Raw genomic sequence first — 24,849 nt, forward strand, 5'->3', positions numbered from 1 at the left:
CCGAGAACTCCACCCAGGCCAAGCGCGACGAGGCCCTGTCGCACATCCTGGACGACATCCCGGTGCTCTCCGGCAACGGCGCCTCCGGCAGCTGAGTCCTTGCCGCCGCTCGGGCCGCCGCAGTCCGCTGTTGGGGCTGCGGTGGCCCGAGTTCTTTGGGCACGACATCGCACGACGGCTGAGGGGCGTGGCGCGAACAGCTGTTTTCCTGCCATTTGGGTGAGGAAAACAGCAGTACGGTTCCGCTTCGGTTTCCTTTGCGCGAATCAATCGTTATCAAGTAGTCAGCGGCTCCTTGGGCGAAAGCTCTGGCAACGCGCCGTGAGCAACGACTTGTTGCGCGACTTTTTGACTGAGGGAAGGAAATCCACGTGAAGTACATGAAGGCTGCGACGGTTCTGACCGGTTTTGTCATCGCCGCGGGCAGTGCCGCCCCGGCGTTCGCCGACGCGGGCGCCGAGGGTGCCGCTGTCGGCAGCCCGGGCGTCCTGTCCGGCAACGTGGTTCAGGTCCCGGTCCACATCCCGGTCAACATCTGCGGCAACACCGTCAACGTCATCGGGCTGCTGAACCCCGCGTTCGGCAACACCTGCATCAACAAGTGATGTAGCGCCAGGACTCTCCACTCCGACTTTGGGGCGTGCCCACCGCACGCCCCAAAGCCGGTTTCTCCCACTTTTCTCCGCGACGGAAGACAGCCCATTGCGCCAGGTCATCAGTAAGACCCTGTTCACTGCCGTGGCAGCCACGAGCGTCCTTTCGATGAGCGCGAATTGTGCTCAGGCCGCCGGCGCCGATGCCGAGAGCGTGGGCTCGCCAGGTGTCCTTTCGGGGAACACGATCTCGGCACCCGTGGAAGTCCCGGTCCAGGCGTGCGGAAACTCGGTGAACCCGGTCGGAGCACTCAATCCGTCCTTCGGGAACAATTGCGCGACGGTCTCGTCGTCCGGCGAGCGCGCGGACGAGTACGCCGGATACATGGCCGACCACGCGGGCGAGGACGAGGAAGCCGGGCGCCCCGGGGCACCGTCCCACGACTACGGCGACTCCTACGCGCGGGAGTACGCCGCCGCGTACGCCCCTGAGCACCACGCGGCCGGCAGCCAGGCGCACGCGGTGACCAGCGGTTCGCCGGGTGTGGCGTCCGGCAACTCCGCGGCCGCGCCGGTCGACGTGCCCGTGCAGGCGTGCGGGAACTCGGTGAGCGTGGTGGGTCTGCTGAACCCGGTGTTCGGCAACCGCTGCGCGACCAACCCGGACACGGCCCGCCCCACGCACCGGCCCCACCACGAGGCCCCGCCCGCACACCGCGCGGCCCCGCCGGTCCACCAGGCGCCGCCCGCACACCACGCGGCTCCGCCCGTGCACCACGCACCTCCGGTGCACCAGGCACCCCCGATGCATGAGGTCCCGCCGGTCCACCAGGCCCCGCCCGCACACCACGCGGCCCCGCCCGCACACCACGCGGCCCCGCCCGCACACCACGCGGCCCCGCCCGCACACCACGCGCCCCCGGTTCACGACGCTCCGCCCGTGCATCACGCCTCGCCCGCGCATCACATGCCGCCCCACCACTGCCCGCCCGGGCACGAGGTGCACCACGCGCCTGGGGAGCGGCACCTGCCCCCGGTCCACGAGGCACCGCCCGTGCATCAGGCGCCCCCGGTGCACGAGGTACCCGTACACCACGCGCCGGCCGTGCACGAAGCCCCGCGGCACGCGCGGCACGCCGTTCCCGCGCAACCCGCCGCCCGGGTCGTCGCGCCCGTGGCCGCCGCACACCTCGCCGACACCGGGGCCGACCCGGCGCTCCTCGCCGCGGCCGCCGCCGGTGCCGCCGGGCTCGTGCTCGGTGGAGGCGTCCTCTACCGGCGCGGCAGGGCGATGGCCAAGGCCTGACGCTAGGAGGCCGCCGGCCCCCTCCGCGGCAAGTGACGGCCGAGGGATCGGGTGGAGGCGGGGCGGCAACTCGCCGCCAGGTCAGAGGAGTTGATGCCGGGGCGTTCGCCGCTTCCGGCTCCGGTCTCCGCCGGATGTGTTGCACCGTACGTTGTGCGTAGGGCCCGCCCCCGTTGGGGCGGGCCCTACGGCGTCTTACGCGCCCACGGCCGAGAATCCGCCGTCCACATGCAGTACCTGCCCCGTCATGGCACGGGCCGCGTCGCTCAGCAGGAGGGCGACCGTATCGGCCATAGGCGGCGTCCGTGCGGTCCCAGCCGAGCGGGGCCCGCTCCGGCCACAGCTTGGCGAGCCCGTCGAAGCCCCCAGGGGGTCATCAGATGGCCCACCCCCCGGCGTACGCCCGTTCGGGGGGCTTCCGGCGTGGGCTGCTTAGGTTCCCTATCGGCGCAATAAGAATATTTTCAGCCCGGAACCCGGGAGGTCCTCCGAATCAAGGGAGCGCACATGCGTCGACGACGTCATCGAGCGGCCACCTTCACGACGAGCGTTCTGGTGGCGGGTGCTCTCTTCAGTCTCGCCCTCGCGCCAGGACCCGAAGCCACCCGCGTGGCGCCCGGCCCGGCAGCGACCCCACCGGCGCCCAGCCCCGGAAACTCCCCGCCGGCGAGCGGACCCGGGGCCACCGGGCCGGCGCCCAGCCCCGGAAACGTCCCACCGTCGAGCGGCCCCGGCACCACGCGCCCGGGGAGCGGCGCCGATCCCCCCGCGCCCGCCGGACACCCCTCCGCCCCCAACTTCGGGGCCTTCCTCGACTCCGGTTTCCTCGGCGTCAAGCAGATCCCCGCGCTGGAGAAGTGGCTCGGCGGGGCCGACATCAAGGTCGGGCACACCTATCTGCCCGGGAACACCTGGTCCGACATCGAGGGCCGGGCGGGGTTCCTCGACGACTGGGCCTCCTGGCGCCTGGCGCGCACCGACCGCACCCTCGTCCTCAACGTGCCGATGCAAGCCCTCAACGAGGCCGAGGTGCCCGACAACCGGGTGCGTCAGCTGCTGGCCAAAGGCGCCGCCGGGGAGTTCGACGAGCACTTCACGCGGCTGGCCGAGCGGCTGGTCGAGCTCAAGATCCCCGACACGGTGATCGTGCTCGGCTGGGAGATGAACGGCACCACGTACACGCACCGCTGCGGCCCGGACCCGGCGGCGTGGAAGACGTACTGGAAGCGGGCCGTCACCGCGATGCGAGCGGTCCAGGGGCAGAGGTTCCGCTTCGACTTCACGCCGAGCCGCGGCCGGGACGCCGTACCGTGGACCGAGTGCTACCCCGGTGACGACGTCGTCGACATCATCGGCATGGACTCCTACGACCAGCCACGCGGCGTGGACTTCGACCAGCAGGTCAAGGAGCCGTACGGGCTTCAGCAGCACGTGGACTTCGCCGCCGCGCACCACAAGCCCGTCTCGTATCCGGAGTGGGGGCTCTTCCGCAACGGCGACAACCCCGAGTACATGCGGCGCATGCTGGCCTGGATGGACGCGCACAAGCCCGTCTACAACACCATCACCGACTACTGCCCGCACGGGGTGTGGGGATGCGCGGACAACCCCCGCTCCTCCGAGGTGTACCGCACGCTCCTGTACGGCCGCACCGACGCCACCGCGCAGCCCTCGGCCCCGGTCGGTCCGTCGACGCCGGTCGCTCCCTCGACGCCGGTGAGCCCGCAGCCGGCCGCGCCCGCCGTGCCCCTCACGTCGACACCGAAGCCGCCGGAGAAGTGCGCGCCGGTCGATCTCGGTTCGTGGGCGGAGTACTGGATCGGGGGCAAGCTCTGCCTCCGCTTCGACTGGTTCTCACGCCGGTCCTGAGGGCTCCGCGGCGGGGCGGCTCCGGGCGTCCCGCCGCCGGCGCAGCTCGCGCAGCGCGGCGCCCGCGCGGCGGCGAAGCCGGGCGTGCAGCGCGCTGGCCCACAGCAGCGGCAGGGTGCGCCGCCGCGCCAGCAGGAAGCGCTGGTTGACCAGCACATCGGGCCGCCAGTGCTGTTTGTACGGTTCGTTGCCGCGCAGCATGCTCAGGGCGGCCCGGCCGCTGCCGTCGATGCGCTGGGCGCCGGCCCGCAGCAGCATCGTGGCCACATCCACCTTGCGGCCGCGCAGCCCGGGGTGGGCGCCGTACAGATAGCCGCCCGCGAGGGCCGGTGAGAGCAGTGTCAGGTCGGCCGCCACGACCTCCCCTTCGAGGCGGAACTCGGTGACCACCGCGTCGCCGTGCCGGGTCATCTCGCCCACCGCGCGCGCCAGATGCTCCTCGAAACGCGGACGCGTGTGCTCGCGGGTCACCCCGCGGCCCTGCCACTGGAGCCCGTGCAGTTCGAGCAGGGTGCGCATCGCGCCGGGCACTTCGTCGGGCGGCACGTCGCGCTGCTCGATGCCCAGCGCGTCGATCTTCCGGAGCTTGGCGCGGGCCCGCTGGGCGCGGTTGGCGGGGAGGCGGCCGAGGAGTACGTCCATGCCGGCGGCGGGCAGTTCGAGACAGCCCGAGTCCGTCAACCGGCGTTGTTGACCGGGCCAGTTGGCGTGAATGCGTTCGGCTGCGGCGCCGGGGCGGACCTCGCCCAGGTCGATCAGGGCGCCGCGCGCGGAGGCCATCAGCGCGCCGGTGAGGGCGGCCGCGGCCTCCTCGGCGCAGTCGTCGTCCACCAGGACGTCCGTGAAGTCGGAGATCGGGCCGCCCAGCGGCACCAGGGCGGGCAGCGGGCGCAGCACCCGCATCAGGGGCGCCGCGCCGACCAACTCCTCGCCCCGGTACACCAGATGGACACGCAGCCGGCCGGGCGTCCCGTACGAGAGCCACCATGAATGCAGCCACGCGTGGCTCTGGAACGGGGTCGCCGTCGAGCAACGCCCGTGCAGGCGGCGCCAGTTCGGGGCGAGATCGGCGAAGGGCAGGTCGTCGCGGCACACCTCCACGCGGAGCCCGGACACTAGCCGACCTCCTGCGGTACGGAGGCCGCGGCGGCCGGACCCGGTACCGCAGCCACGAACTCGGCCCCGGGCCCAGCCTCGGATTCGGGGCGGCGCCGCGGCCTGGCGAGCAGCGCGAGCCCGCCGAGCAGGCCGCCCGCGCAGCCACCGACCAGGGCGGTGAGCGAGGCCGCGGGGGAGGAGGGCGCCAGGGGCTTGGCGGCGCGCGAGAACTGCACGACGCGCACCCCGGTGTCCTTCTGGCTGTGGGCGCCGTTGACGGTGAGCGCGCGGGCCACCGCGTTGGCCATGCCCGCGGCGTCCGTCGCCCGGGACGAGCTCGCGGTGATGGCGATCATCGGGGCGTCGGGGGAGGTCGCCGTCTGCACACTGGCGCGCAGCGTGGCCGCGCTCACCCCCGCCCACACCTGGGCGTCGCCGAGCACCGCGACCTCGGTCGCCACCCGGCCGTAGGCCTGCGCGAAGCCGAGCGCGACCGACGGGTCGGCCTTCTCGGCGGGGGTGACCACGACATAGCTGGTCGCGCTGTACTCGGGGGTCTGCACCACGCCGTACACGCCGCCCGCCGCCGCGCCGAGCAGCGCGCACACGGGCAGCGGCCACCAGCGCGGCAGCGCCCGGGTGCGCAGCGGACCGCGGATGCCGTGACGCTGGCGCGGGCCGGAGACTTGGCTCATCTGGACTCTTCTTTCTCCGAGATGTTCGTCGTGAGGTGCGCGGCGCCGGGGGCGGTCCCGGGCGCCGCGTCGTACGCCGCGTCGTAGGCCGGGCGGGGCAGCGGCACACGGGCCGCCACCGCCTCGTACACCCGGACCAGCTGGGCGGAGGTCGCGGTGACGCAGTAGCGGCGCACCGCGTCGGGGACGGGCAGCCGGGTGCGGCCGGCCCGCTGGAGTTCGCGCAGGGCGCCGGTGAACGCGGCGGCGGTGCGGCCGGTACGCAGGGCGCCGGGCACGGAGCCGGCCGGCAGGTCGTCGATGGCGGGGCAGGTCACGTACGCCACGGGGAGCCCGGCCGCGAGCCCCTCCACGACGGCCAGCCCGAACGCCTCCTCGCCCGAGGGCGAGGCCAGGCAGTCCACCGCGCAGAGCACCCCGGGCAGGGAGGGGCGCGCGCCACAGGGGGCCGTGCCGACGAGGCCCGGGCCCGCCGGATCTCCCTCGTCCTGCGGGCATTCGCCCGCGAAGACCACGCGGCCGGTCACGCCGAGCCGTTCAGCGCGGGCCCGCAGCGACTGCTCCTGGTCGCCGGCCCCCGCCAACACCAGCCAGGCGCCGGGCAGTTCGGCGAGCGCGTCGAGCAGGACGTGGAACCGCTTGCCCGCCGCGAGCCTGCCGACCGCGCCGATCACGAACGCGTCTACGGGCAGGCCCAAGTGACGGCGTACGGTGTCGCGTGCATCGGCGTCGAACGCGAACCGCGCTGCGTCGATGCCGTTGGGCACCACCTGGATGCGGCGCTGCGGCACGCCCCAGCGGGCCAGGCGCCGGGCGATGGTGGGGGAGACCGCGACGGTCGCCGTGCCGAGGCGCTCGCTCGCCAGGTAGAGGCCGCGTACGCCGGGGCCGAGCGGGCGGCCCTCCATGCGGGCCTCGCCGAGCGAGTGCTCGGTGGCGACGACGGTACGCACCCGGGCGAGCCGGGCCGCGAGGCGCCCGTACAGGCAGGCCCGGTACAGGTGGGTGTGGACGACGTCGTAGTGGCCGGCCGCGATGAGTCCAGTGAGGCGGGGCAGCGCGGCGAGGTCGCGGTTGCCTGCCATGGCGAGGTCGCGCACCCGGCCGCCGTCGGCGGTGATGGCGCGGGCCACGGCGCCCGGATTGGTGAGGGTGATGACGTCGGCCTCGTACGGCAAGTGGCGCAGGAGCAGGCCCAGTTGTTGTTCGGCGCCGCCGACGCCGAGGCCGGTGATGACGTGCAGGACCTTCACGAGCCCTCCGGCAGGTCGGTGGGCTCCTCGCGGCGCCAGCGGTGCAGGCTGCGCTTGAGCTGCAGCCGCCAGGCGGTGTCACGTTCGCCGACGTGGACGCGCGGCAGGGCGTAGCGGCCGGTGAGGGGGCCCGGGTCGATGGCGCAGGCGTACTGGTAGCCGGCCGCGCGGACCGCGTCGGCGGCGCGCACGTCGACGGCGCCGTACGGATAGCAGAAGCCCCTCACGTCGTGGCCGGTGAGCTCCTTGAGCAGCCGCCGGCTCTCGTGGATCTCGCGGCGCAGGGTGTCCTCGTCGGCGTTGACCAGGTCGACGTGGCGCAGGCCGTGCGAGGCGACCTCCATGCCCCAGGTGGCGGCCTGCTGGATGCCGCGTTCGTCGAGCAGCGGGCGGCGCGGGCCGAGCGGGTCCCATTCGTTGGTGGCGCCGAGGAGGCCCGGGAGGACGAACACGGTCGCGGTGCACTCGTGGCGGCGCAGCAGCGCGAGGGCCTCGCTCGTGAAGTCGGCGTATCCGTCGTCGAAGGTGAGGCCGACCAGGCCGCGGGCGGTGCCGGCGGCGCGGGCCCGCAGGAGTTCGGCCATGCTCACGCCCGTCAGGCCGTGCCGGCGCAGCCAGCGCAGCTGGCGCTCGAAGCGGGGTGGCGAGACGGTGATGTGGTAGGGGTCGTCCGCGGTGTGGGACACCGAGTGGTACATGGCGACCCACAGCGGTGCGGCGGGGCGCGGTCTCGAACCAGTCAGTGGACCTCGTGGGTCGCCGACTGCCGTGTCAACGGGCATGCCTGAGCTTTCGTGTGACGGGACGGAACAGCAGACAGAACTCCCTGACCCGCAGCAGACGGGCCACGACGGTGAAGGTGAGGGCCGCGGCGAGCGCGCCGACGGCCGTGGCCAGCAGGGGACTTGACGGCGCGGCCGCGCCCCACCAGGCGGCGGCGGTGGCGCCGCACGCGGCGACCACGAGTCGGGCGAGCTGCCCGCCGACCCAGCGCACGGACAGCGCGGTACGCCGGCGCCCGCTGCCCCACAGCAGGAGCAGCGCGGTCAGGGTGATGCCGAGCGCGTTGGCGGCGGCGATGCCGGGCGCGCCCCACACCGGGACGGCGAGCGCACCCGCCACGGCGGTCGCGGTGAGCCCGGCGAGCATGGCGCAGGCCGGGAACCACAAAGGGCGGGCCTCGGAGAAGTAGGAGCGGGCCAGGACCCCGACGAGGGTCTGGCCGAGCAGGCCGAGCGCGTACACCCGCATGACGTCGGCGGTGGCGGCGGTGTCGTGGACGGTGAACGCGCCGCGCTGGAAGAGGAGTTGGATGATCTGCGGGGCGCAGGCCACCACGACGGACGCGCCGAGCAGCACGATGGTGCCGGCCACGATCAGGTCGCTCTCCACCCGGCGCCGGGCGCGTTCGGTGTCGCCGGCGGCGAGGGCGCGCGCGATGACGGGGAAGGTGACCGTGCACAGCATCAGGGAGAGCACCATCGGCATCTGCGCCACTTTCTGGGCGTAGTTCAGGTGCGAGATGGCTCCGGCGGGCAGCGGTGCGGCGAGGAAGCGTTCGATGAGGACCTGTGTCTGGCGGCTCAGGGCGAACACCACGATGGGTGCGACCAGCGCGAGCCGCAGGGCCCGCGTGGTGCTGTCGCCGGGTTCGCGCCGCGCGGCGGGCACGGTGGCCGGCCGCTCCCGGTGGTGCCAGCTGCGCCACAGCGCCGGAAGCTGGACGAGCACCATGAGGACGCCGCCGAGCGCGACCCCGGCCGCCGCCGCCCGCACGCCCCACGCCCCGCCGAGCAGCAGGAGCAGGGCGATGATGCCCACGTTGTACGCGACGTAGATGGAGGCGGGTGCGAGGAAGCGGCCGTGCCCGCGCAGTGCGGCGCTGCAGTAGCCGGTGAGGCCGAAGGTGAAGACGCATGTGGCGGTCAGGCGGGTGCAGTCGACGGCGAGGTCGGCGCGGGGCAGCCCGGGGGCGAGGACGGTGACGACGGCGGGCGCGGCGGCGATGAGGACGGCGGCGCCCGCGGTCAGGGCGAGGGTAAGCCGGGGCAGGGTCGCCGCGACCAGGGCGCGCACCGGGTCGGGGCCGGGGCCGCCGCGCTTGACGAGGGCGAGGCTGAACGCCGGTACCAGGACGAAGGCGAGCCCGTCCTCGATGAGCAGGGTCGCCGCGACCTCGGGGACGGTCCAGGCGACGAGGAAGGCGTCGGTGTCGGTGTCGGCGCCGAAGACGTGCGCGAAGGCCTGGTCGCGCAGCAGACCGAGGACGGCTCCGGCGACGGTGAGGACGGCGGTCAGGAACGCGGCCCGCGCCAACAGCCGCCCCGATGTGCCGGGTTCGGGCGGCGCGGCGGGCGCGGGGAGCAGCGGGGGAACGGTCTCCGTCACGTGTGGTCCGCCCCTTGCGCCGCCAGGGCCCACCAGGCGGCGAGGCCGAGGACGAGCGCGGTCAGGGCGGTGGACGGGCCGCCGATGTCACCGTAGAAGAAGTCGACGAGCAGCCAGGTCAGCAGGCCGGTGGCGACGAGCGCGCAGTCCAGCGGGGTGCCCCGGCGGCGTGCCCGGTGCAGGCCGCGCACCCCGGCGACGAGGAGCGCCGCCCAGCCGCCGACGAGGGTGACCACGCCGATGAGGCCCTGCTCGCTCAGGACGAGGAGGTACATGTTGTGGGGGGAGAGCAGGGGCTGGCGCTTGAAGGCGGCGCCGGCGCCCGCGGTGTCGCTGCCGGAGGACAGGGCGATCGAGGAGTTCGCGTCCCGGTGGTCGGGGAAGCCCTTCAACCCGACGCCGGTGAGGGGGGATTGACGCCACATCAGTTCGGCCGCGGCCCACATCGTGTACCGGTCGGTGACGGACTGGTCGGGGGCGCTCTCGACCTGGGTGATGCTGGAGAGGCGTTCCTGGAGCATCTGGCTGCCCGAGCCGCTCGCGCCGATCAGGACGACGGTCGCCGCGGCGAGGGCGGCGAGCACGGTGAGGGCGCGCCGCACCCCGGAGAGCAGCAGCACCGTACCGGCGGCGACCGCGGTGGCGATCCAGGCACCGCGGCTGAACGACACGGCGAGCGGGACGAGCAGCAACGCGGCGCAGGCGAGCGCGGCGCGGCGCCGGCCGCGGCTCACGACGGGCGCCGGGTCGAGGGCGAGGCCGATCGCGCAGAGCAGCCCGCAGGAGACCACGGTGGACATGCCCATGATGTCGGAGGCGCCGAAGGTGCCGACCGCGCGGATGTCCTCGCCCATGTAGGACGCGCCGGTCGACGTCAGATACTGCTGGACGCCGACGCCGCCCTCGAACAGGGCGAGCGCGACGACGGCGCCCGCCGCGAGCCGGAAGTCGTCGCGGTCACGCAGCAGGAGCAGCACGGCGAGCGGTACGAGCACGAAGATCTGGAGGTAGCGGCCGAGCCCGGCGATCGCGGTGGACGGGTCGGCGGCGCCCATCGCGGCCACGCAGATCCCGGTGACCGGGAGCCCCATGGCGATCGCGGCCCGCCGGCTCAGCGGCCGCTCGCCCGAGCGCACCACCCGCAGGAGCGCCCACAGGACGAGGACCCCGCACGCGGCGTCGGCGGCGGTCGCCGAGCCGTCGCCGCCGAGCGGGGGCGTGGCGAGCAGGGCGATGACGGCGAGCAGGGGCAGCAGGTGCAGGGCCCGGCGCGCCGGGGCCCGCAACGGCATCGGCGGCGCGGCCGCGACGGCGTACACGCTCAGCTCCCCGTGGGCCGGACGAGGCAGGCGGCGGTGCGCAGCAGGATGCACAGGTCCTGCCACAGCGACCAGTGGTCGATGTAGTAGTTGTCGTAGCGCGCCCGGTCCTCGATCGAGGTGTCGCCGCGCAACCCCTCCACCTGGGCGAGCCCGGTGAGCCCGACCGGCATCCGGTGGCGTGCCGCGTAACCGGGGTGCGCGCTGCTGAACTGGGCGACGAAATACGGGCGTTCGGGGCGCGGGCCGACGAGGCTCATGTCACCGCGGATCACGTTCCACAGCTGGGGCAGCTCGTCGAGGGAGGTACGCCGCATGAAGTGCCCGGCGCGGCTCATGCGGTGGTCGTCGGCGATGTTCCAGCGGGTGGCGGCCTCGTGCTTGGTGTCGGGGCGCAGCGTACGGAACTTCAGCAGCGTGAACGGGGTGCCGCGCACGCCGATGCGCTCCTGCCGGAACAGCACGCCGGGCCCGTCGCTGCGGCGGAGCACCACGGCGCACACCAGCAGCACGGGTGAGGCGACGATGAGCGCGGGCACGGTGAGCGCCAGGTCGATCAGGCGCTTGAGGAAAAGGCCGACGGCACCGGCGGGGGTGCTGGTCAGCGGGTGGCAGGGGAAGGCGGCCACCTCGTCGGCCTGCCCGCCGGGCGCGGTGTGGCCGGGGGCGCGCGTGTCGAGCTGCCACAGCGCACAGCCCATCGCTTCGAGGAGCGCGGGGGGCGCGGGGGAGGGGCCGCCCGCTTCGACGGCGTACGTGAACAGGCAGTCCCGTACGCCGTTCTGCACGACCGCGCGCTGGACCTCCTCCAGGCTGCGCAGGACCGGCACCGGGCCGGCCTCGACGGGCGCGTCGGACGGCGGTACGACGACTCCGACCGGGCGGACCCCGCCGCCGGACCGGCGCACCAGCGCGGCCGTGACGCGGACGGCACTCGCGGCGGGCCCCACCACGAGGGCGGGACGCGGCCTGCGGGCGGCCTTGCGGCGGCGCAGCCACAGCGCGGCGCCGCGCCCGGCGCAGCTCGCCACCGTCTGGACCGCGCAGCCCGCCGCGACCGCGGAGACCGCGAGCGGCACATCGCCCGGCTCGCGCACGAGGGCGCTCTGGTGGGCCAGTACGGCGGCCAGGACGCACCAGCCGGTGAGGGCGCGCACGAACAGGGCGGGCACGTCGCCGAGTACGCTGCCCGCCATCACCGGACGGTAGAGCCCGGCCTGGGCGTTGAGCAGCAGCACGGTGGCCACGAGCAGCCCGGCGGGGCCGGGCGGCAGCCCGGAGTACGGCAGGACGAGCATGCCGAGCAGGCCCGCCGCGCAGTCGACGGCGAGCAGCACGGACACGAACGTGCCGCCCGTGCGCGGCCGGCCGGCCGGAGGGACGAAGTGGTCCGGCGCCTCGCGGGGCGTGACCACCGAGACGGTTCCCGTTGACATCCCGGCGCCGTGGGGTCCCCCGGCGGACGGGACGATGCTTTCCGCGGTCACTGGCTGATGGGTTCCCTGTGCTCGGAGCGCTGCAGAGCGGCCACGTCGCGGTAGACCCGCGCGATGCTCCGGGCCGTCTGCCGCACGTCATGGGTGGTGGTCACGTGCTCGTGGCCCTGGCGGGCGAGGGAGGTGCGCAGCGGCGCGTCGGTGAGCAGCCGCGTCATGGCGTGCGCCAGCGCGTCCGGATCCTGCGGTGGTACGAGACAGAGCGGGGCGTGCCCCGGCGCGAGGCTCTCGGCGGAGCCCCCGACGTCGGTGACCACGACCGGCGTGCCGCACGCCATCGCCTCCAGCGGGGCGAGCGCCATCCCCTCCCAGCGCGAGGGCAGCACGACCAGGTCCGCCGCGCGGTACCAGGCGGCGGTGTCGGAGACCGCGCCGACGAGGGAGACCGACGCCGGGGCCGCCGCGCGCAGCGCCGCGAGGTCCGGGCCGTCACCGACCAGGACCAGATGGGCGCCGGGCACCGCGCGGTGTACGTCCTGCCAGGCGCGGAGCAGGATGTCCTGGCCCTTCTGGCGGCAGAGCCGCCCGACGCAGACGACCAGGGGCGCGCCCGTCGTGACCGACCGCCCGTCGGGCGTGCGCCTCTCGTCGGGCGTGCGCTGCTCGGTGGGTGTGTGCCGCTGGTCGGGTGCGCGCTGCTGGTCGTGTGTGCGCCACTCGTCGGGTGTGCGCCGCTCGTCGAATGCGCGGTACTGGTCGAGGTCGACGCCGTTGGGGATGACCGCGAACGAGGCGCGGACACCGGCGCGTTCACCGGTGGCCCGCTCGCCCTCGCTGACGCACACCACGCGTGAGGTCCAGCGCACCGCGGCCCGTTCCCAACTCGCCGAGAGCCGGGCGGTGATCCCGCCGACCGCCTCGAACGACCAGGCGTGCGGCTGGAAGACGGTGGGTACGGAGCCGCGTGCGGCGAGCCGTGCGGCGACCCCGGCCTTGGCGCTGTGCGCGTGGATCACATCGGGGCGCACGCGCCGGATCAGGCGGGCCGCGCGCAGCGTCTCGCCGAGCAGCGCGGGGCCGGGGGAGCGGGTCGCGGGCCAGGGGCACATCCGGGCGCCCAGGCGGGACAGTTCGGTGCTCAACGGGCCTCCCTCGGGGCATGCCACGGTGACGCGGAATCCGCTGCGCAGCTGGTCCCGTACCAAGTCCGTGACGACTCGGGCTACGCCCCCATCAACGGGCTGAACCAGGTGCAGGACACTCAAGTCGTCCGCGGGACTTGGCCCATCGGGTCCGCCGGGGGCGTTGGCTCTCGTGGGCATGCGCGGTCACTCCGGTCCTGGCGCTCGAAATGAAAGCTGGACAAAGATGGTGCGGGGCCGGCCCCGATGTGCGGCCCGCTCGTGAATTCCGCTTTACCGGTCGTGCGGTTGCTGTGCGGCTACCGGGTTCCCCACGCGTTGAACGGCCCCGGGGCGAGGAGCACTGTAACCGTATTTACGACCCGGTCCCGTCATGAATGCGTGGGCCGGAGTGTCCCTTCGGGCGATTCGGCGTATCCCGTTGACGGTTGGCTCGTTATGCCGATGGCCTTGTCCCCACCCGAATGAAAAAACGATGCATCGCAGGGCCAGGTCAGCCGTTCCGGCGCGTGCGAACGGGGTCGGCGGCGGCAACACCGACGTCGGAGGTTAATCCGTTCGGGTGGTTTTCTATGGCTGTGCGTGCCGTTCGCGACCACGGCCCGGAGAAGCCCCCTGGCCGCCTTTTCGGTTCCGGAAACCCGGGTTCACCCGTTAGGGGCAAAACCGGTCGGCCGGGACCGCGTTGAGGTGTAGGTCGAGTCACAACACCCGGTCGCTGCCCTTTCCCAAGGTCAATGACTTTCCCAATCTAGGAGTGCTTCTCCATGTCGCGTACCGCGAAGGCCCTGGTCCTGTCCACCGCTGCCGTTGCCGCCATTGCCGGTGGGGCCGGCGTCGCCGCCGCCGACGCCGACGCGCACGGCGCGGCCACCAACTCGCCCGGTGTCCTCTCGGGCAACCTGCTGCAGGTGCCGGTGCACGTTCCGGTCAACGTCTGCGGCAACACGGTCAACGTGATCGCCCTGCTGAACCCCGCCTTCGGCAACACCTGCGTCAACAAGTAGTCCCTCCGCGAAGCCCCGGCGGCCCCCACCCAGGGGGCTGCCGGGGCTTTGTGCTGCCCGGTTGGCGCAAGGCCACGGGGGTCCCTGCGCACGGGGTTGCGCCAGCTCGGATCGGCGCGTCGCGCAGGGGGGTGGGAACGCGGGGTGAGCACGCGGTTGCGGGGGGTCGGAGGCCTGCGCACGGTGAGGGGACATTCGCATGTCCCAGCGAACATCCGCATGTCCCAGCGAAGGAGAACCGTTTCATGCGTGCACGAACACCACGGCGACTGGTCGCCGTGGCCCTCACGACCGCGATCGTGACCGGATCCGCCGGATCCGCGCTGGCCGCCGACGCCCAGCCGTCCCGCACGGTCCGCACGGTCCGCGGCGAGGCTCCGGTGCCGGGCGCCGACGCCGTGCTCAAGCAGGTCAAGCCGCTCGCCGACCTGGGCGGCGCCCTCAAGCCCGTGTCCGATCTGCTGACCGGCGCGCTGAACGGCGCCTCCCCGGCCGACATCACCTCGCTGGCCGGCAAGGCGACGGCCGCCCTCGACGCGGTGAAGGCGGCGCCCCCGGCGGCCCCGGCCGCGACCACCCCCACCGTGCCCGCCACCCCGGCGGCCCCGGCCGCGACCGCCCCCACCGTGCCCGCCACCCCGGCCGCGCCGTCGGTGCCAGCCACCCCGGCCGTGCCCGCCACCCCGGCCGTGCCCGCCGCCCCGGCCGTGCCCGCCGCGCCGTCGGTGGCTGCTGCCCCGGCCGTGCCCAGCACCCCGGTCGCGCCCGCCACCTTGCCGGCGCTCCCGCTCGGCGGCCCCGAGTTCGCCGCCGGGCCCACGGACGTCAAGGCCGACGCCGTCTCCGCGCTCAAGAAGTCGCTCGACAGCCTGGTCAAGGCGGTCACCAGCGCCAACGTCGCGGGCATCGCGCCGGCGGCGACCGAGGTGGTCACCGGCCTCGTCGGGCTCGTCGTCGCCACGGTTCTCGGCGGCGGCCTGCCGGTGCCCAACCTGCCGGGCCTGCCCGCCCTGCCCAAGCTCCCCGCGGGCTCGCCGCCCGTGGCACCGCCGAAGCTGCCCGTCTGAGCCGTACTCCCCCGAGCGCCGGCACCTGCGGAGGGGCCGGCGCTTTCCGCTGTACGAAACCAGCGCGACCACCCCGACCTGGCAACGCCCCAATGCGGCCGGTCCACAGCGGAGTTCCCGCGATCCGTTAGGCAAATCGGCGGACCGCCCGCATGCGAGTGGCGGCCTCGAATCCGGCCCCGATCCGGTCCCGGCCAGCCGCGATACGGCCCCAATCCGCTCCCGAAGGGTTTCCCAACCGTCCGGGTGTCGTTACCCAAGGCGAAGCATCGCAAAGCGATCAGAGATACGCGCGGCTCCGCCGGAGCGCGGCACGCGCGGCCAATTCGGCGATCGAACTCGCCGCGGAAGGATTGATGATGAAGTCGATGAAGGTAGCCGCGGCGGTCGCCGGTTCCCTCGCGGTGATGGGCGCGGCAGCCCCGGCCTTCGCCACCGGTGCCACGCCTCCCATGCCCCCCATGAGCCTCAACGGCGGCCTCGACTCGCTGACCAACCAGGTGTCCCACGCCCAGTTGGCCGACGCGGCACCCGTCGACACCAGCGCGCTCGACCCCAAGTCGGACGGCTCACTGCTGCACGCGGCGACCAGTACCGCCCACGACCTCAGCAAGCCCCATGGCCAGTCCGGTCCCGGCCGGATGCTCGGCGGGCTGCCGATCGGCTAGCCGTCGGAGCGCGAACATCTCGTCCGTGCCCGTACCGGTCAACCTCCGCGGCGTCACGGTCGATTTCATCGGTTTCCTGAACCCCGCCTTCGGCAACACCTGGGTCAACGACTGATCGGACCCGGTACGCGCCCGGTCAGGAGGCCACAAGTCGTGGGCGGCTCCGGGGAGTTGAGGGACCCGGGGCTGCTCCCGCGTGTCCGGGCCGGCCGCGCCCACGCGTCACCCCCCGCCGCGCCCACGCGTCACCCCCGCCGCGCCCGCGCATCACCCCCCGCCGCGCCCACGCGTCACCCCCGCCGCACCCACGCGTCACCCCCGCCGCAGCCACGCGGCGCTCGTGCCGTACCCCCGCCGCATCCGCAGGGCCCGGTGCGTCCCGCGAAGGACGTTTCATCCGGATGGGTGACAGCTGCGAGGGGCTCGGCCCGTAATGTCCTAGAGTCCCGGCATGACTTCAGCCACCAGTGCCGTACAGCCGTCCAGGGCCGCCCTGTTGGGCTCGCTCATCGTCATCGCGTGGAGCGGCGAACACCCCGACGAGTCCGGCGACGTGCCCTTCCTCATGGCGTACCCCCTTGGTGACGGCGTCCAGGGCCCCGAGGGTGCCGAGGTCGCGGCGCGGGCGCTCCTCGAGGAGATCGGCATGCCGGCAGGCAGTGTGATCGACCGGAGTCACGGCGGCTCGTTCCCGCTGACCCTGATCGTGCAGGCCGGCCGGGCCGTCCTGACCTTGCCGACCATGGTCGCCCAGTGCCCCGCGCCGCCCGAGTGGCTGGCGGCCGCCGAGAAGTGCGGCACCGTCCAGTTCATGTTCGCCACGCGCGCCTGGCCCGAGGCCGTGCCCGGCGTCGCCGTCACCGACGAGCAGCTGAGGGCTTTCGCGGGCGACGAGGCCACCATCACCACCGCGGGCCACTGCCTGCTCCCCATCCGCCGCCTGCGCGGCTGAGCCCGCCGGACGAGAACGGAACGGAGACGACACCGATGCCCTTCCACGGGACGCTCCAGGAGCCGGCGCCGGTCACCGACTCGTCCGGACCCCCGCCACCGCCCGGCGCCGCCTTCGGTGCCGGCCGCGGCTTCGCCTGGCTGGTCGTGCTCACCGGCGCGGCCGGCCTGCTGGCCTCCTGGGTCATCACCCTGGACGAGTTCGAGCTGCTGCGTAATCCGGACTTCGTCCCGGGGTGCAGCCTCAACCCGGTGATCTCCTGCGGCAACATCATGAAGAGCGCGCAGGCGTCCGTCTTCGGGTTCCCCAACCCGATGCTGGGCCTGGTGGCGTACGGGATCGTCTGCTGCGTGGGCATGAGCCTGCTCGGCGGCGGCCGGTTCGGGCGCTGGTACTGGCTGACGCTGAACGCGGGGGCGTTGCTCGGTGTCGGATTCATCAGCTGGTTGCAGTTCGAATCGCTGTACCGCATCGACGCGCTGTGCCTGTGGTGCTGTCTGGCGTGGGTCGCCACCATCGTGCTGTTCTGGCGGGTCACCACGCACAACGTGATCAAGGGTGCGTTGCCCGCGCCGAGTTGGGCGCGCGGACTGTTCTCCGAATTCGGCTGGGCGGTGCCGGTGCTGCACATCGGGGTCGTCGCGATGCTGATCCTGACCCGCTGGTGGGAGTTCTGGACGGGGTGAGGGCCGCCGCCCGGCCGGTCCGTACTCTCCCTGCGGGAAATGGTGGGCCAACCGCGTGAAACATCTGCGGCCACCGACACGCCCGCCCGCCCCGGGCGTTGACCCCACCGACCAGTCGCATGGTTGGAGCCTCCCCGGGCCGTGCAACCAGTACCGGCCCGGGGAGCGCCGGCGGCGCCGACGAGCGTACGGCGGCCGTTTCCTGCGCCGGGGAGCCTCGTTGAACCCGGCATCGGACAAGGAGAGCGGACGCTCGGACGGGCCCCGGAGCCAGGACGGTTTCCGGGGCCCACGCATGTGCCGGACCCGTCCGCGCGAGCGAGCACGAGGGAGACGCCCATGAACGACGCGACACACTTCTGGCGCGCACGACGGACGGGCCGCACCCGCCCCCGGGGCCGCACCCCCGAGCCCACCAGGCCCGGGACGCCCCCGCCCCGTACCGCCTGGCGCCTCGCGCGCCGTGGCGTGCTGCGGGTCCTGTTCGCGTCGGCGACCGTCGCCTTCACCGGCGCCGCGCTCTCCCGCATCCCCTCCGCCGCGCCGGCCGGCGCCACGGGGCCCGGGCCCACCGCGCATGTTCCCGAAGGGATGCTCTTCGACGAGATGCACGCCGGGCACCGCATCCAGGGGCGTCCCCTCCAGGCGGACGGGTCCGAGGTCGCCGTGTTCGTGGACGACCGTCAGCTGGTGCTGATGCGCCGCGCCGACGGCACCTATCTGAGTTCCGTCGACCACTACGAGTCGTACGCCACCGCACGCGAGGCCGCCCGCGCCGCCGCGGCCGAGCTGGGCCGCGCCCGGCTGGCCGCCGTGCCCGTGCACGCGGGCCACGAAGGGGCAACCGCACATGGTGTACACGCGTAAGAACCAGCGGAACCTGACGAGCGCCGAGCGCAAGGCGTTCGTCAACGCGGTGCTCGAACTCAAACGGCGTGGCACATACGACGCGTTCGTGCGCACCCACATCGACTTCTACGTGTCCGACGGCGACCGGGGTCTGCGCGTGGCGCACATGGCGCCGTCCTTCCCGGCCTGGCACCGCCAGTTCCTGCTGGAGTTCGAGCGGGCGCTGCAGAAGGTCAACCCGCGGGTCACCGTGCCGTATTGGGACTGGACGCGCGACAGTTCGCCCGCGTCGTCGCTGTGGGGCGACGACTTCATGGGCGGCAACGGACGCCGGGGTGATCTCCAGGTCATGACCGGCCCCTTCGCGTACGCCCACGGCAACTGGGACATCACGGTCAACGTCACCGATGAACGCTTCCTGACGCGGGACCTGGGCCGCCCCAGGGACCCCATCAAGCTGCCCGTCGCCGCCGATGTCGCCCACGCGCTCGCCGACCCGGTGTACGACGTCTCGCCGTGGAACTCGATGAGCGGGACCGGGTTCCGCAACAAGCTGGAGGGCTGGACCAAGGCGTCGGGCGACGCCCGCTTCCGTACGCACAACCAGGTGCACCGGTGGATCGGCGGGATCATGCTCGGCGGGGCCGCCGTCAACGATCCCGTGTTCTGGCTGCACCACGCCTTCGTCGACAGCCTGTGGTCGCGCTGGCAGGCCGCTCACTCCACGTCCAAGCGCTATCTGCCCGACGTCCCGCCGCCGCTGGGCGACCTCCAGCACGGCCGGGTCGCGGCCCTTCACGATCCGATGCCGCCGTGGAACGTGGCGCCGGCGGCGCTCCTGGACCACAGCCGGATCTACCGGTACGCCTGACACGGCGACGGCCTCCCGGGGGGAGAAGTCCGGGAGGCCGCAGGCGTTGAGGGATCAAAGGCCCGGCCGGGCCGTCACGAGGACGTCCGGCCGGGACGGGGAGGCGTCAGCCCCCGTAGCCGCCACCGTGGTGGAGGAGGTGGGAGTCGTTGACGCAGGTGTTGCCGAACACCGGGTTCAGCAGGCCGATGACGTCAACGGTGTTGCCGCAGAGGTTGACCGGGACGTGCACCGGTACCTGCAGCAGGTTCCCCGAGAGGACACCGGGGGAGTGGGCCGCGACGGCCTCGGCGCCGGCGTCGGCAGAGGCCATACCCGCACCGGCCAGTGCCACGGCGCCCGCTCCGGCGACGACGGCGGCCGTCTTCGCGATACGAGACATCAAAGTTCTCCTTGAATGGACACGCGACCGCAGACACGCAGTCGTCATGTCACTTCAACGTGCCGATCGGCCATAGGTAACGGACACCAGGGAGCAAATCGGTTCCTCCCTGAGCGAACCGGGATCGGCCGCCCCGCGCCGCGCCGAGCGCTTCACTCCTCGCCGTACCTCCCGCGTGAGGAGCGCCGGGACAGGGCGACCGCCGCCGCCCCCGTGACGACCGCGCCCACGCTCAGGGCGCCGAGCAGCGAGGCGGTGGCGTCGGCACCGGTGTCGGCCAGGGTCGGCCGCGCCGCGCCGGGGTGCGCCGCGGCCCCGCCGGGTGCGTGCGGGGCCGCGTGCGGCGCGGAGGCGGGCGGTGGGGCCGCTCCGGGGTGGCCGGCGGCGTGCGCCGTGTACCCGGTGCCCAGGGCGGACACCAGGCCCGTGACAAGGGCGGCCCGCGCCGCGGGACCTGAGAGCTTGTACATGGCTGCGACCCTTCAACAGGAGAACCGGAGGGGGATCAGATGCTGATACGCATAATTGGGATCCGTCGCGCGGCGCCCCGGGCCACGCGAGCATCACCGGAGGGACCACCCGTCCGGCCCACCGGCCGCCCCCGCACGGCTCAGCGCGCGGCCCGCCGGTCACCGCGCGGCCCGCCGGTCACCGCGCCCGGTAGGCGCGCGCCGCCTCAGGGTTGTCGGGGCACTCCCACACGCCGTGCGGGCAGTAGTCGGTCAGGGTCTGGTAGACGGGCCGGTAGCGGCGGAACCAGGCCGTCATCCCGCGCACGTACCGCGTGTCGTCCCCGTTGCGGAAGAGGCCCCACTCCGGGTAGGACACCGGCTTGCCGTGCCGGGCGGCGAAGTCGACCTGGGCGCGCAGTCCGTACGGCTCCTCGACCTGCTCGCGGAAGGACATGCCGGCGGGCTGGTCGTAGGAGTCCATGCCGAGGATGTCGACGAAGGCGTCCCCGGGATAGCACTCGGTCCACGGCACGGCGTCGCGCCCCCGGTCCGGCGCGAAGTCGAAGCGGAAGTGCTGCCCCGCCACCGAGCGCATCGCGGTGACCACGCGCCGCCAGTACGCCCGCCAGGCGGCCGGGTCGGGAGCGCACCGGTGGGTATAGGTGACGCCGTTCATCTCCCACCCGAGGACGATGTTGGTGTCGGCGAGCCGGAGGGCGACCAGGCGCTCGGCCAGCCTGGTGAAGTGGCCGTCGAAGGCGCCGCGCGCGCCCTGTCCGAGCAGGTCGCGCACCTCGGCGTCGGACAGGCCGTCCTCGTTGCGGGCCAGCATCGGCACGTTGAGGACGAGGACCCGGTCGGTACGCTCGTGGCGCCAGCGGGCCCAGGGCGCGAGGAGCTGGGGCGGGCCCTCGATGCCGCTCCAGGTGTCGCCCGGCAGATAGGTGTGGCCCGCGCGCAGCCGCCCGTGGCCGCGCCACTTCTCGACCGCCGCGAGCTTGACGACGCCGTCCCCGCCGGAGCCGGTGAAGACGCCCACCGCCGTCCGTGCCCCCGGCGGCATCGGGCCGCGCGGCCGGTCGCCCGGCAGCTGGACCAGCGCGGAGACCAGCAGCACGAGCGCGCACAGCGCGGCCTTCCACGAGGACGCGGCGCCCGCCGCCCGACGGCGTCCGGGGCCGGTCCCGCTCGCCCGGCGCATCCTGGCCGTCAGTGGGCCCCGGACGCGCCGTCGCGCTGGAGGGCGCCGCCGAACATGGCGACACCGTCGGTGAGCGTCTCGGCGATCTCGCCGCGCCCGCCGAGCACCTTCGGCTGCCCGTACTCGGTGACGCTGCCCTGCCCCGAGCCCGTGTCGGCCGCCGCGATGCCTGGCGCGGCGAGGAGCAGGAGGGAGGCGGCGGCGGTGGCGGCTTTGAGGCGGTGCTGTGGGTTCATGCCCGGTACAACGCCCCTCGCGCGGGGAGGGTACGCACGCGGGGCCGGACGCCGGGTCTCAGGACTTGGTCGCATCGAAGGCGAAGTACTGCCTGCGGACGCGGTGGTCGAAGTTGGACGTGCCGAGTTCCGGCTCGCCGAGCGCGCGTACGGCCAGCGGTCGGGTGAGCAGTTCGCGCAGGACGGCCTTGATCTCCAGGCGGGCCAGATGGGCGCCGAGACAGTAGTGCGGGCCGCCGCCCCCGTATCCGAGGTGCGGGTTGGGGTCGCGGGTGATGTCGAAGGCGTCCGGGTCGGTGAAGACGCTCTCGTCGCGGTTGGCCGAGGCGTACAGAAGCATCACCTTGTCGCCGGGCAGAAAGGTGTGGCCGCTCAAGGTGTAGCGCGCGGTGACGGTGCGCCGGAACTGGATGATGGGCGTCGAGTGGCGCACGATCTCGTCCACCGCGCCGTCCGCATACCGCTCGAAGTCATCGGTGAGCAGGGCCAGTTGACCGGGATTGTGAGTCAGAAGCGCCAGGGCGTGGGCGATGGCGTTGCGCGTCGTCTCGACGCCCGCGACGAGCAACAGCGAGAAGAACGACCCCAGTTGACGGTAGGTCAGCGCCTGGCCGTCCACGTCGGCGCACACCAGCGCCGAGATGAGGTCGCCGGTGGGGTGGCGGCGGCGCTCGCGGCCGAGACGCGCCACCGTCAGCTCCATCCGGGCCAGTGCCCGCAGCCCCTTGCCCGGGCTCATCAGGCGGGCGCCGAGACCGCGCCGTACCCCGGCGTGCTCGGAGGCCCGGTCGATCTGGCGGGCGATGCGGCGCCGGTCGGCGTCCGGCACGCCCAGCATCGCGCAGATGACCTCGAACGACATCCGGGAGGCCACCGAGGAGACGAACTCATCGGGCCGCTCGGCGACCATGTCGTCCACGATGCGTACGGCGAGCTCACGGATGTGTGTCTCGGTGGCGGCCAGCAGGCGCGGGGTGAAGGCCTGCTGCACGATGCGGCGCAGCCGCGCGTGGTCGGCGCCGTCCAGGTTGACCATCGAGTCGCCGAACAGCGCCCGCACCCAGCGCGCCGGCTCGGGCGATGTGACCCCGGGCGCGCTCGCGAACACCCGGGGCAGCCGGCTCGCCTTCAGGACGTCGGCGTGCCGGACCAGGGCGTAGAAGCCCTGTTCGGGGCGGCGCCGTCGGGCCCGGCGTTCGCTGAAGAACACCGGACGCGGCTGCCGTCTCAACTCGGCGAAACGCGCCAGGCGTTGAGCGGCAGGCAGCTTCCAGAACGCCGGGTCCGCGAGGTCGGCGGCGGCGTCGCCGGGGGCCGGGACCGTCCGGGTGTGGGTCACGCTCGCACCATCCTGACCGCCGCGCGGCTCTGCGTTGACATGGGGGAGGACGCTGGGGGACGGGGGAAGGGGGCGGGTCAGCTCATCAGCTCGCGTCCGGCCTTGACGGCGTCCTTGGCCGCCTTGACCGCGTCGGTGCCGGCCTTCACGCCATTCTTGACGGCGGTGACCTTCTTGCCCAGCTTGTTCCCGACGGCGCTCTCGGCGGCGGGCCTGACCTGGGCGCCCACGGCGCTGGTGGTGGTGGCCGTCTTGCTCAGGGTGCCGCCCAGGTCGAGGGCGTGCGCGGTGGGGGAAAGGGCGGCTGCGACGGCGGTTCCGGCTGCGGCGGCGGCGAGGTATCGGCGTACGTTCATGTCGGCTACAACGCATGAGCCGGGCCAAGGGCACGCCCGGGGGGCGTGCGCCGCGCGGATGGGCTCCAGGTTGCTGCAAGCAGGGGAACTTTGCAGTGATACCGCCGCCGGGATCGTTCTAGCAGAACGACACGGCCGAAGAGGCCAGGGAAGGAAAGAACATCCATGGGAATCACCTCACGCGCGGGCCTGGCGAGCGTACTGACCTGCATCGCGACGGCGGCGGCTGTGGCGCCGGCCGCGGCCGCCCCGACCGTCCCGGTCGACGTGCCGCTCGGCGGTCTGAACACCGTCCTTCCGTTCGACGCCCCCACCGTGCACACCGGCATGCCGCTGCCCGTTCCCGGCACCCCGAACGGCCCGCGTTACGTCACGGGGAACCTGCTGCCCCACAACATGGTCCCCGCGCTGCCGGTCGAGTCCGCGCTGCCCGACACCCAGATCGGTACGCCGCTGCCCGACCCGCTGAGTTCCCGCAACCTCGGCACCCCCCAACTGGTCGCCCCCGACACCGCGCTGCACGTCCTCACCCCGGGCGCCGACCTCGGCGCCCCCCTGAGCCAGCCGCGCGCCGGGCTGTTCGGGCTGCCCGCCGTCACCCTGCCGGAGGCGGGCCTGACCGCGCCCGCGGTCCAGAGCGACCCGGCCGCCACCGCGACCCTCTGAGCCGAGCGCCCGCCCGGGGCGCCGTGCCCGCACCCCGGGGATGCGTCCAACTCGTCCCACTGCCCCAGGAGTTGACCCATGGTCCGTCCGCCGGGGAACGTCCCCGTCACCCCGCGGCTCGCCGGGGCCGTCGCGGCGCTGCTTGCCGTCGCCGCCGTCACCGCTCTCGCGGCCCAGGGCGCGACGGCGGCGCCCGGCCGCCCCGATCCGCACCCGGTGGGCGCGGGTGAGGGTGCGCCGCCGTGGCCCGCGCCCGCCGACCCGGCCGCGGCGGCCGACGCGGCGGGTCTGAAGATGCTGTCCGCCGAGGGCATGGTCCAGCACACCCACACCCATCTGGACATCCTCGTCGACGGCCGGCCCGTCACCGTCCCCGCCTCGATCGGCATCGACGCGCCGCACCTTCTCATCAGCCCCCTGCACACCCACGACACCAGTGGCGTGATCCACGTCGAGTCGCCGAAGCGGGCGGACTTCACGCTGGGCCAGTTCATGGCCGAGTGGCGCGTCCCGCTGAGCACCGACCGCATCGGCGGCCTCCACGCGGGCGGCGGGCGCCGTCTCAAGGCGTACGTCAACGGCCGCGCGGTCGCCGGGAACCCCGCGGCGATCGTGCTGCGCGAGCGCGACGAGATCGCGCTCGTCCTCACCCGGGACACCGATACCCGCCCGGTGCCCGCGAGTTACGCCTGGCCGAGCGGGCTGTAGGGCGCAGGCGCAGGGCGTACAGCGTGGGCTGTAGGGCGCAGGCGCAAGGCGTACAGCACCGAGGCCACTGACATCATCGGCGCGCACGGGGGCGCCGGTGGCGGACCAGAATGTCTCTCCGCATGACCCGCATGACCCGCATGACCCGCATGACCCGTATGGCCCGTATGGCCCGCATGGCTCATCGGGCCGTGCGGAAACAGGATCCGTGTCGCGGCGCGGACAGCACGCCGGCAGCTCCTGTCCGGGGATCTACTCCCCCCGGACAGGAGCTGCTGCCATGTGCGGCGCGGGCGGGGGCCAGGTACGC

At 73.7% G+C, this 24,849-nt stretch carries 28 protein-coding genes and 1 pseudogene; 14 read left to right on the forward strand and 15 right to left on the reverse strand.

From position 1 onward, the window contains the following. The 3 genes and pseudogenes from AB0D31_RS22430 to AB0D31_RS22440 all read left to right on the forward strand — a co-directional run. A pseudogene (locus AB0D31_RS22430) lies at positions 1-95 on the forward strand (RdlA protein); the annotation flags it as partial. Positions 96-380: 285 nt separating this feature from the next. Beyond that, positions 381-605, forward strand: a complete 225-nt coding sequence (locus AB0D31_RS22435) for a chaplin (protein ID WP_362726041.1) — start codon at positions 381-383, stop codon at positions 603-605. A gap of 157 nt (positions 606-762) precedes the next feature. After that, positions 763-1,899: a chaplin gene (locus tag AB0D31_RS22440; protein WP_362725862.1), complete on the forward strand. Its 1,137-nt coding sequence runs from the start codon at positions 763-765 to the stop codon at positions 1,897-1,899. Between the two features lie 195 nt (positions 1,900-2,094). Here the strand turns inward: AB0D31_RS22440 and AB0D31_RS22445 are convergent, their stop codons facing one another. Next, positions 2,095-2,193, reverse strand: a complete 99-nt coding sequence (locus AB0D31_RS22445; RefSeq protein WP_362725864.1) for an SDR family oxidoreductase — start codon at positions 2,191-2,193, stop codon at positions 2,095-2,097. A 213-nt stretch (positions 2,194-2,406) separates the two neighbouring features. Between AB0D31_RS22445 and AB0D31_RS22450 the strand changes: the two genes are divergently transcribed. Continuing rightward, positions 2,407-3,768, forward strand: a complete 1,362-nt coding sequence (locus AB0D31_RS22450; RefSeq protein WP_362725867.1) for a glycosyl hydrolase — start codon at positions 2,407-2,409, stop codon at positions 3,766-3,768. Here the strand turns inward: AB0D31_RS22450 and AB0D31_RS22455 are convergent. From AB0D31_RS22455 to AB0D31_RS22490, 8 genes are all read right to left on the reverse strand, one after another. Further along, positions 3,754-4,884 carry a GNAT family N-acetyltransferase gene (locus AB0D31_RS22455; RefSeq protein ID WP_362725869.1) on the reverse strand — a complete coding sequence of 377 codons (1,131 nt, stop codon included), beginning with the start codon at positions 4,882-4,884 and terminating at the stop codon, positions 3,754-3,756. The two genes, AB0D31_RS22450 and AB0D31_RS22455, sit on opposite strands and share 15 nt — an antisense overlap. Beyond that, a complete protein-coding gene (locus AB0D31_RS22460) occupies positions 4,884-5,561 on the reverse strand; it encodes a lipopolysaccharide biosynthesis protein (protein ID WP_362725872.1) in 678 nt (225 codons plus the stop codon). Before AB0D31_RS22460 ends, AB0D31_RS22455 begins: the two co-directional genes overlap by 1 nt. After that, a complete protein-coding gene (locus AB0D31_RS22465) occupies positions 5,558-6,814 on the reverse strand; it encodes a glycosyltransferase (RefSeq protein WP_362725875.1) in 1,257 nt (418 codons plus the stop codon). Before AB0D31_RS22465 ends, AB0D31_RS22460 begins: the two co-directional genes overlap by 4 nt. Beyond that, positions 6,811-7,512 carry a polysaccharide deacetylase family protein gene (locus AB0D31_RS22470; RefSeq protein WP_362725878.1) on the reverse strand — a complete coding sequence of 234 codons (702 nt, stop codon included), beginning with the start codon at positions 7,510-7,512 and terminating at the stop codon, positions 6,811-6,813. The genes AB0D31_RS22465 and AB0D31_RS22470 overlap by 4 nt, the downstream gene beginning before the upstream one ends. 73 nt (positions 7,513-7,585) lie before the next feature. After that, complete coding sequence (locus tag AB0D31_RS22475) at positions 7,586-9,202, reverse strand: lipid II flippase MurJ (RefSeq protein WP_362725881.1); 1,617 nt, start codon at positions 9,200-9,202, stop codon at positions 7,586-7,588. Then, positions 9,199-10,494 carry an O-antigen ligase family protein gene (locus tag AB0D31_RS22480; RefSeq protein ID WP_362726044.1) on the reverse strand — a complete coding sequence of 432 codons (1,296 nt, stop codon included), beginning with the start codon at positions 10,492-10,494 and terminating at the stop codon, positions 9,199-9,201. The genes AB0D31_RS22475 and AB0D31_RS22480 overlap by 4 nt, the downstream gene beginning before the upstream one ends. Positions 10,495-10,523: 29 nt before the next feature. Next, the gene (locus AB0D31_RS22485; protein ID WP_362725883.1) at positions 10,524-11,957 is read right to left on the reverse strand and encodes a sugar transferase; all 1,434 of its coding nucleotides are present in this window, start codon (positions 11,955-11,957) and stop codon (positions 10,524-10,526) included. A 47-nt stretch (positions 11,958-12,004) separates the two neighbouring features. Beyond that, positions 12,005-13,279 carry a glycosyltransferase gene (locus AB0D31_RS22490; RefSeq protein ID WP_362725886.1) on the reverse strand — a complete coding sequence of 425 codons (1,275 nt, stop codon included), beginning with the start codon at positions 13,277-13,279 and terminating at the stop codon, positions 12,005-12,007. Positions 13,280-13,866: 587 nt separating this feature from the next. Between AB0D31_RS22490 and AB0D31_RS22495 the strand changes: the two genes are divergently transcribed. The 8 genes from AB0D31_RS22495 to AB0D31_RS22530 all read left to right on the forward strand — a co-directional run bounded on the left by AB0D31_RS22495 (position 13,867) and on the right by AB0D31_RS22530 (position 19,199). Then, positions 13,867-14,106, forward strand: a complete 240-nt coding sequence (locus tag AB0D31_RS22495; protein WP_362725889.1) for a chaplin — start codon at positions 13,867-13,869, stop codon at positions 14,104-14,106. Positions 14,107-14,351: 245 nt separating this feature from the next. Continuing rightward, positions 14,352-15,173 (forward strand): hypothetical protein, encoded by an 822-nt coding sequence (locus AB0D31_RS22500; protein ID WP_362725892.1) that lies wholly within the window; start codon positions 14,352-14,354, stop codon positions 15,171-15,173. Positions 15,174-15,532: 359 nt separating this feature from the next. Beyond that, a complete protein-coding gene (locus tag AB0D31_RS22505) occupies positions 15,533-15,841 on the forward strand; it encodes a hypothetical protein (protein WP_362725895.1) in 309 nt (102 codons plus the stop codon). 25 nt (positions 15,842-15,866) lie between these two features. Further along, complete coding sequence (locus AB0D31_RS22510; protein ID WP_362725898.1) at positions 15,867-15,956, forward strand: chaplin; 90 nt, start codon at positions 15,867-15,869, stop codon at positions 15,954-15,956. 336 nt (positions 15,957-16,292) lie between these two features. Then, positions 16,293-16,793 (forward strand): DUF5949 family protein, encoded by a 501-nt coding sequence (locus tag AB0D31_RS22515; protein ID WP_362725900.1) that lies wholly within the window; start codon positions 16,293-16,295, stop codon positions 16,791-16,793. Between the two features lie 35 nt (positions 16,794-16,828). After that, on the forward strand, positions 16,829-17,479 hold the full coding sequence (locus AB0D31_RS22520) for a vitamin K epoxide reductase family protein (protein ID WP_362725903.1): 651 nt from the start codon (positions 16,829-16,831) through the stop codon (positions 17,477-17,479). Between the two features lie 339 nt (positions 17,480-17,818). Next, positions 17,819-18,346: a tyrosinase family oxidase copper chaperone gene (locus tag AB0D31_RS22525; protein ID WP_362725906.1), complete on the forward strand. Its 528-nt coding sequence runs from the start codon at positions 17,819-17,821 to the stop codon at positions 18,344-18,346. Next, on the forward strand, positions 18,330-19,199 hold the full coding sequence (locus AB0D31_RS22530; RefSeq protein WP_362725909.1) for a tyrosinase family protein: 870 nt from the start codon (positions 18,330-18,332) through the stop codon (positions 19,197-19,199). The genes AB0D31_RS22525 and AB0D31_RS22530 overlap by 17 nt, the downstream gene beginning before the upstream one ends. Positions 19,200-19,305: 106 nt before the next feature. Here AB0D31_RS22530 and AB0D31_RS22535 read toward each other — a convergent pair whose 3' ends face one another. The 6 genes from AB0D31_RS22535 to AB0D31_RS22560 all read right to left on the reverse strand — a co-directional run bounded on the left by AB0D31_RS22535 (position 19,306) and on the right by AB0D31_RS22560 (position 23,165). After that, on the reverse strand, positions 19,306-19,581 hold the full coding sequence (locus tag AB0D31_RS22535) for a chaplin (RefSeq protein ID WP_362725912.1): 276 nt from the start codon (positions 19,579-19,581) through the stop codon (positions 19,306-19,308). 152 nt (positions 19,582-19,733) lie between these two features. Then, positions 19,734-20,051, reverse strand: a complete 318-nt coding sequence (locus AB0D31_RS22540; RefSeq protein WP_362725914.1) for a hypothetical protein — start codon at positions 20,049-20,051, stop codon at positions 19,734-19,736. A 178-nt stretch (positions 20,052-20,229) separates the two neighbouring features. Beyond that, positions 20,230-21,234 carry a glycosyl hydrolase gene (locus AB0D31_RS22545; protein ID WP_362725917.1) on the reverse strand — a complete coding sequence of 335 codons (1,005 nt, stop codon included), beginning with the start codon at positions 21,232-21,234 and terminating at the stop codon, positions 20,230-20,232. A gap of 8 nt (positions 21,235-21,242) precedes the next feature. Further along, positions 21,243-21,470, reverse strand: a complete 228-nt coding sequence (locus AB0D31_RS22550) for a hypothetical protein (protein WP_362725918.1) — start codon at positions 21,468-21,470, stop codon at positions 21,243-21,245. Between the two features lie 58 nt (positions 21,471-21,528). Then, positions 21,529-22,809, reverse strand: coding sequence for a cytochrome P450 (locus AB0D31_RS22555; RefSeq protein WP_362725921.1), 1,281 nt, complete (start codon positions 22,807-22,809; stop codon positions 21,529-21,531). A gap of 77 nt (positions 22,810-22,886) precedes the next feature. Continuing rightward, positions 22,887-23,165 (reverse strand): hypothetical protein, encoded by a 279-nt coding sequence (locus AB0D31_RS22560; protein ID WP_362725924.1) that lies wholly within the window; start codon positions 23,163-23,165, stop codon positions 22,887-22,889. A 165-nt stretch (positions 23,166-23,330) separates the two neighbouring features. Between AB0D31_RS22560 and AB0D31_RS22565 the strand changes: the two genes are divergently transcribed. Beyond that, the gene (locus AB0D31_RS22565) at positions 23,331-23,831 is read left to right on the forward strand and encodes a hypothetical protein (RefSeq protein WP_362725927.1); all 501 of its coding nucleotides are present in this window, start codon (positions 23,331-23,333) and stop codon (positions 23,829-23,831) included. Between the two features lie 78 nt (positions 23,832-23,909). Next, on the forward strand, positions 23,910-24,539 hold the full coding sequence (locus AB0D31_RS22570; RefSeq protein ID WP_362725930.1) for a hypothetical protein: 630 nt from the start codon (positions 23,910-23,912) through the stop codon (positions 24,537-24,539). Positions 24,540-24,849 lie beyond the last annotated feature (310 nt).

Origin of the sequence: Streptomyces sp. NPDC048361, assembly GCF_040651795.1 — a bacterium.
Taxonomy (GTDB): Bacteria; Actinomycetota; Actinomycetes; order Streptomycetales; family Streptomycetaceae; genus Streptomyces.

Bases quoted from the DNA above. Each gene is read 5' to 3' on its own strand.
- AB0D31_RS22450 (WP_362725867.1), top strand. From the start codon at position 2,407: ATGCGTCGACGACGTCATCGAGCGGCCACCTTCACGACGAGCGTTCTG.
- AB0D31_RS22520 (WP_362725903.1), top strand. From the start codon at position 16,829: ATGCCCTTCCACGGGACGCTCCAGGAGCCGGCGCCGGTCACCGACTCG.
- AB0D31_RS22565 (WP_362725927.1), top strand. From the start codon at position 23,331: ATGGGAATCACCTCACGCGCGGGCCTGGCGAGCGTACTGACCTGCATC.
- AB0D31_RS22470 (WP_362725878.1), bottom strand. From the start codon at position 7,512: ATGTACCACTCGGTGTCCCACACCGCGGACGACCCCTACCACATCACC.
- AB0D31_RS22500 (WP_362725892.1), top strand. From the start codon at position 14,352: ATGCGTGCACGAACACCACGGCGACTGGTCGCCGTGGCCCTCACGACC.
- AB0D31_RS22550 (WP_362725918.1), bottom strand. From the start codon at position 21,470: ATGAACCCACAGCACCGCCTCAAAGCCGCCACCGCCGCCGCCTCCCTC.
- AB0D31_RS22495 (WP_362725889.1), top strand. From the start codon at position 13,867: ATGTCGCGTACCGCGAAGGCCCTGGTCCTGTCCACCGCTGCCGTTGCC.
- AB0D31_RS22545 (WP_362725917.1), bottom strand. From the start codon at position 21,234: ATGCGCCGGGCGAGCGGGACCGGCCCCGGACGCCGTCGGGCGGCGGGC.
- AB0D31_RS22445 (WP_362725864.1), bottom strand. From the start codon at position 2,193: ATGGCCGATACGGTCGCCCTCCTGCTGAGCGACGCGGCCCGTGCCATG.
- AB0D31_RS22560 (WP_362725924.1), bottom strand. From the start codon at position 23,165: ATGAACGTACGCCGATACCTCGCCGCCGCCGCAGCCGGAACCGCCGTC.
- AB0D31_RS22570 (WP_362725930.1), top strand. From the start codon at position 23,910: ATGGTCCGTCCGCCGGGGAACGTCCCCGTCACCCCGCGGCTCGCCGGG.
- AB0D31_RS22435 (WP_362726041.1), top strand. From the start codon at position 381: ATGAAGGCTGCGACGGTTCTGACCGGTTTTGTCATCGCCGCGGGCAGT.
- AB0D31_RS22460 (WP_362725872.1), bottom strand. From the start codon at position 5,561: ATGAGCCAAGTCTCCGGCCCGCGCCAGCGTCACGGCATCCGCGGTCCG.
- AB0D31_RS22530 (WP_362725909.1), top strand. From the start codon at position 18,330: ATGGTGTACACGCGTAAGAACCAGCGGAACCTGACGAGCGCCGAGCGC.
- AB0D31_RS22440 (WP_362725862.1), top strand. From the start codon at position 763: ATGAGCGCGAATTGTGCTCAGGCCGCCGGCGCCGATGCCGAGAGCGTG.
- AB0D31_RS22485 (WP_362725883.1), bottom strand. From the start codon at position 11,957: ATGTCAACGGGAACCGTCTCGGTGGTCACGCCCCGCGAGGCGCCGGAC.
- AB0D31_RS22480 (WP_362726044.1), bottom strand. From the start codon at position 10,494: ATGCCGTTGCGGGCCCCGGCGCGCCGGGCCCTGCACCTGCTGCCCCTG.
- AB0D31_RS22505 (WP_362725895.1), top strand. From the start codon at position 15,533: ATGAAGTCGATGAAGGTAGCCGCGGCGGTCGCCGGTTCCCTCGCGGTG.
- AB0D31_RS22540 (WP_362725914.1), bottom strand. From the start codon at position 20,051: ATGTACAAGCTCTCAGGTCCCGCGGCGCGGGCCGCCCTTGTCACGGGC.
- AB0D31_RS22525 (WP_362725906.1), top strand. From the start codon at position 17,819: ATGAACGACGCGACACACTTCTGGCGCGCACGACGGACGGGCCGCACC.
- AB0D31_RS22490 (WP_362725886.1), bottom strand. From the start codon at position 13,279: ATGCCCACGAGAGCCAACGCCCCCGGCGGACCCGATGGGCCAAGTCCC.
- AB0D31_RS22535 (WP_362725912.1), bottom strand. From the start codon at position 19,581: ATGTCTCGTATCGCGAAGACGGCCGCCGTCGTCGCCGGAGCGGGCGCC.
- AB0D31_RS22515 (WP_362725900.1), top strand. From the start codon at position 16,293: ATGACTTCAGCCACCAGTGCCGTACAGCCGTCCAGGGCCGCCCTGTTG.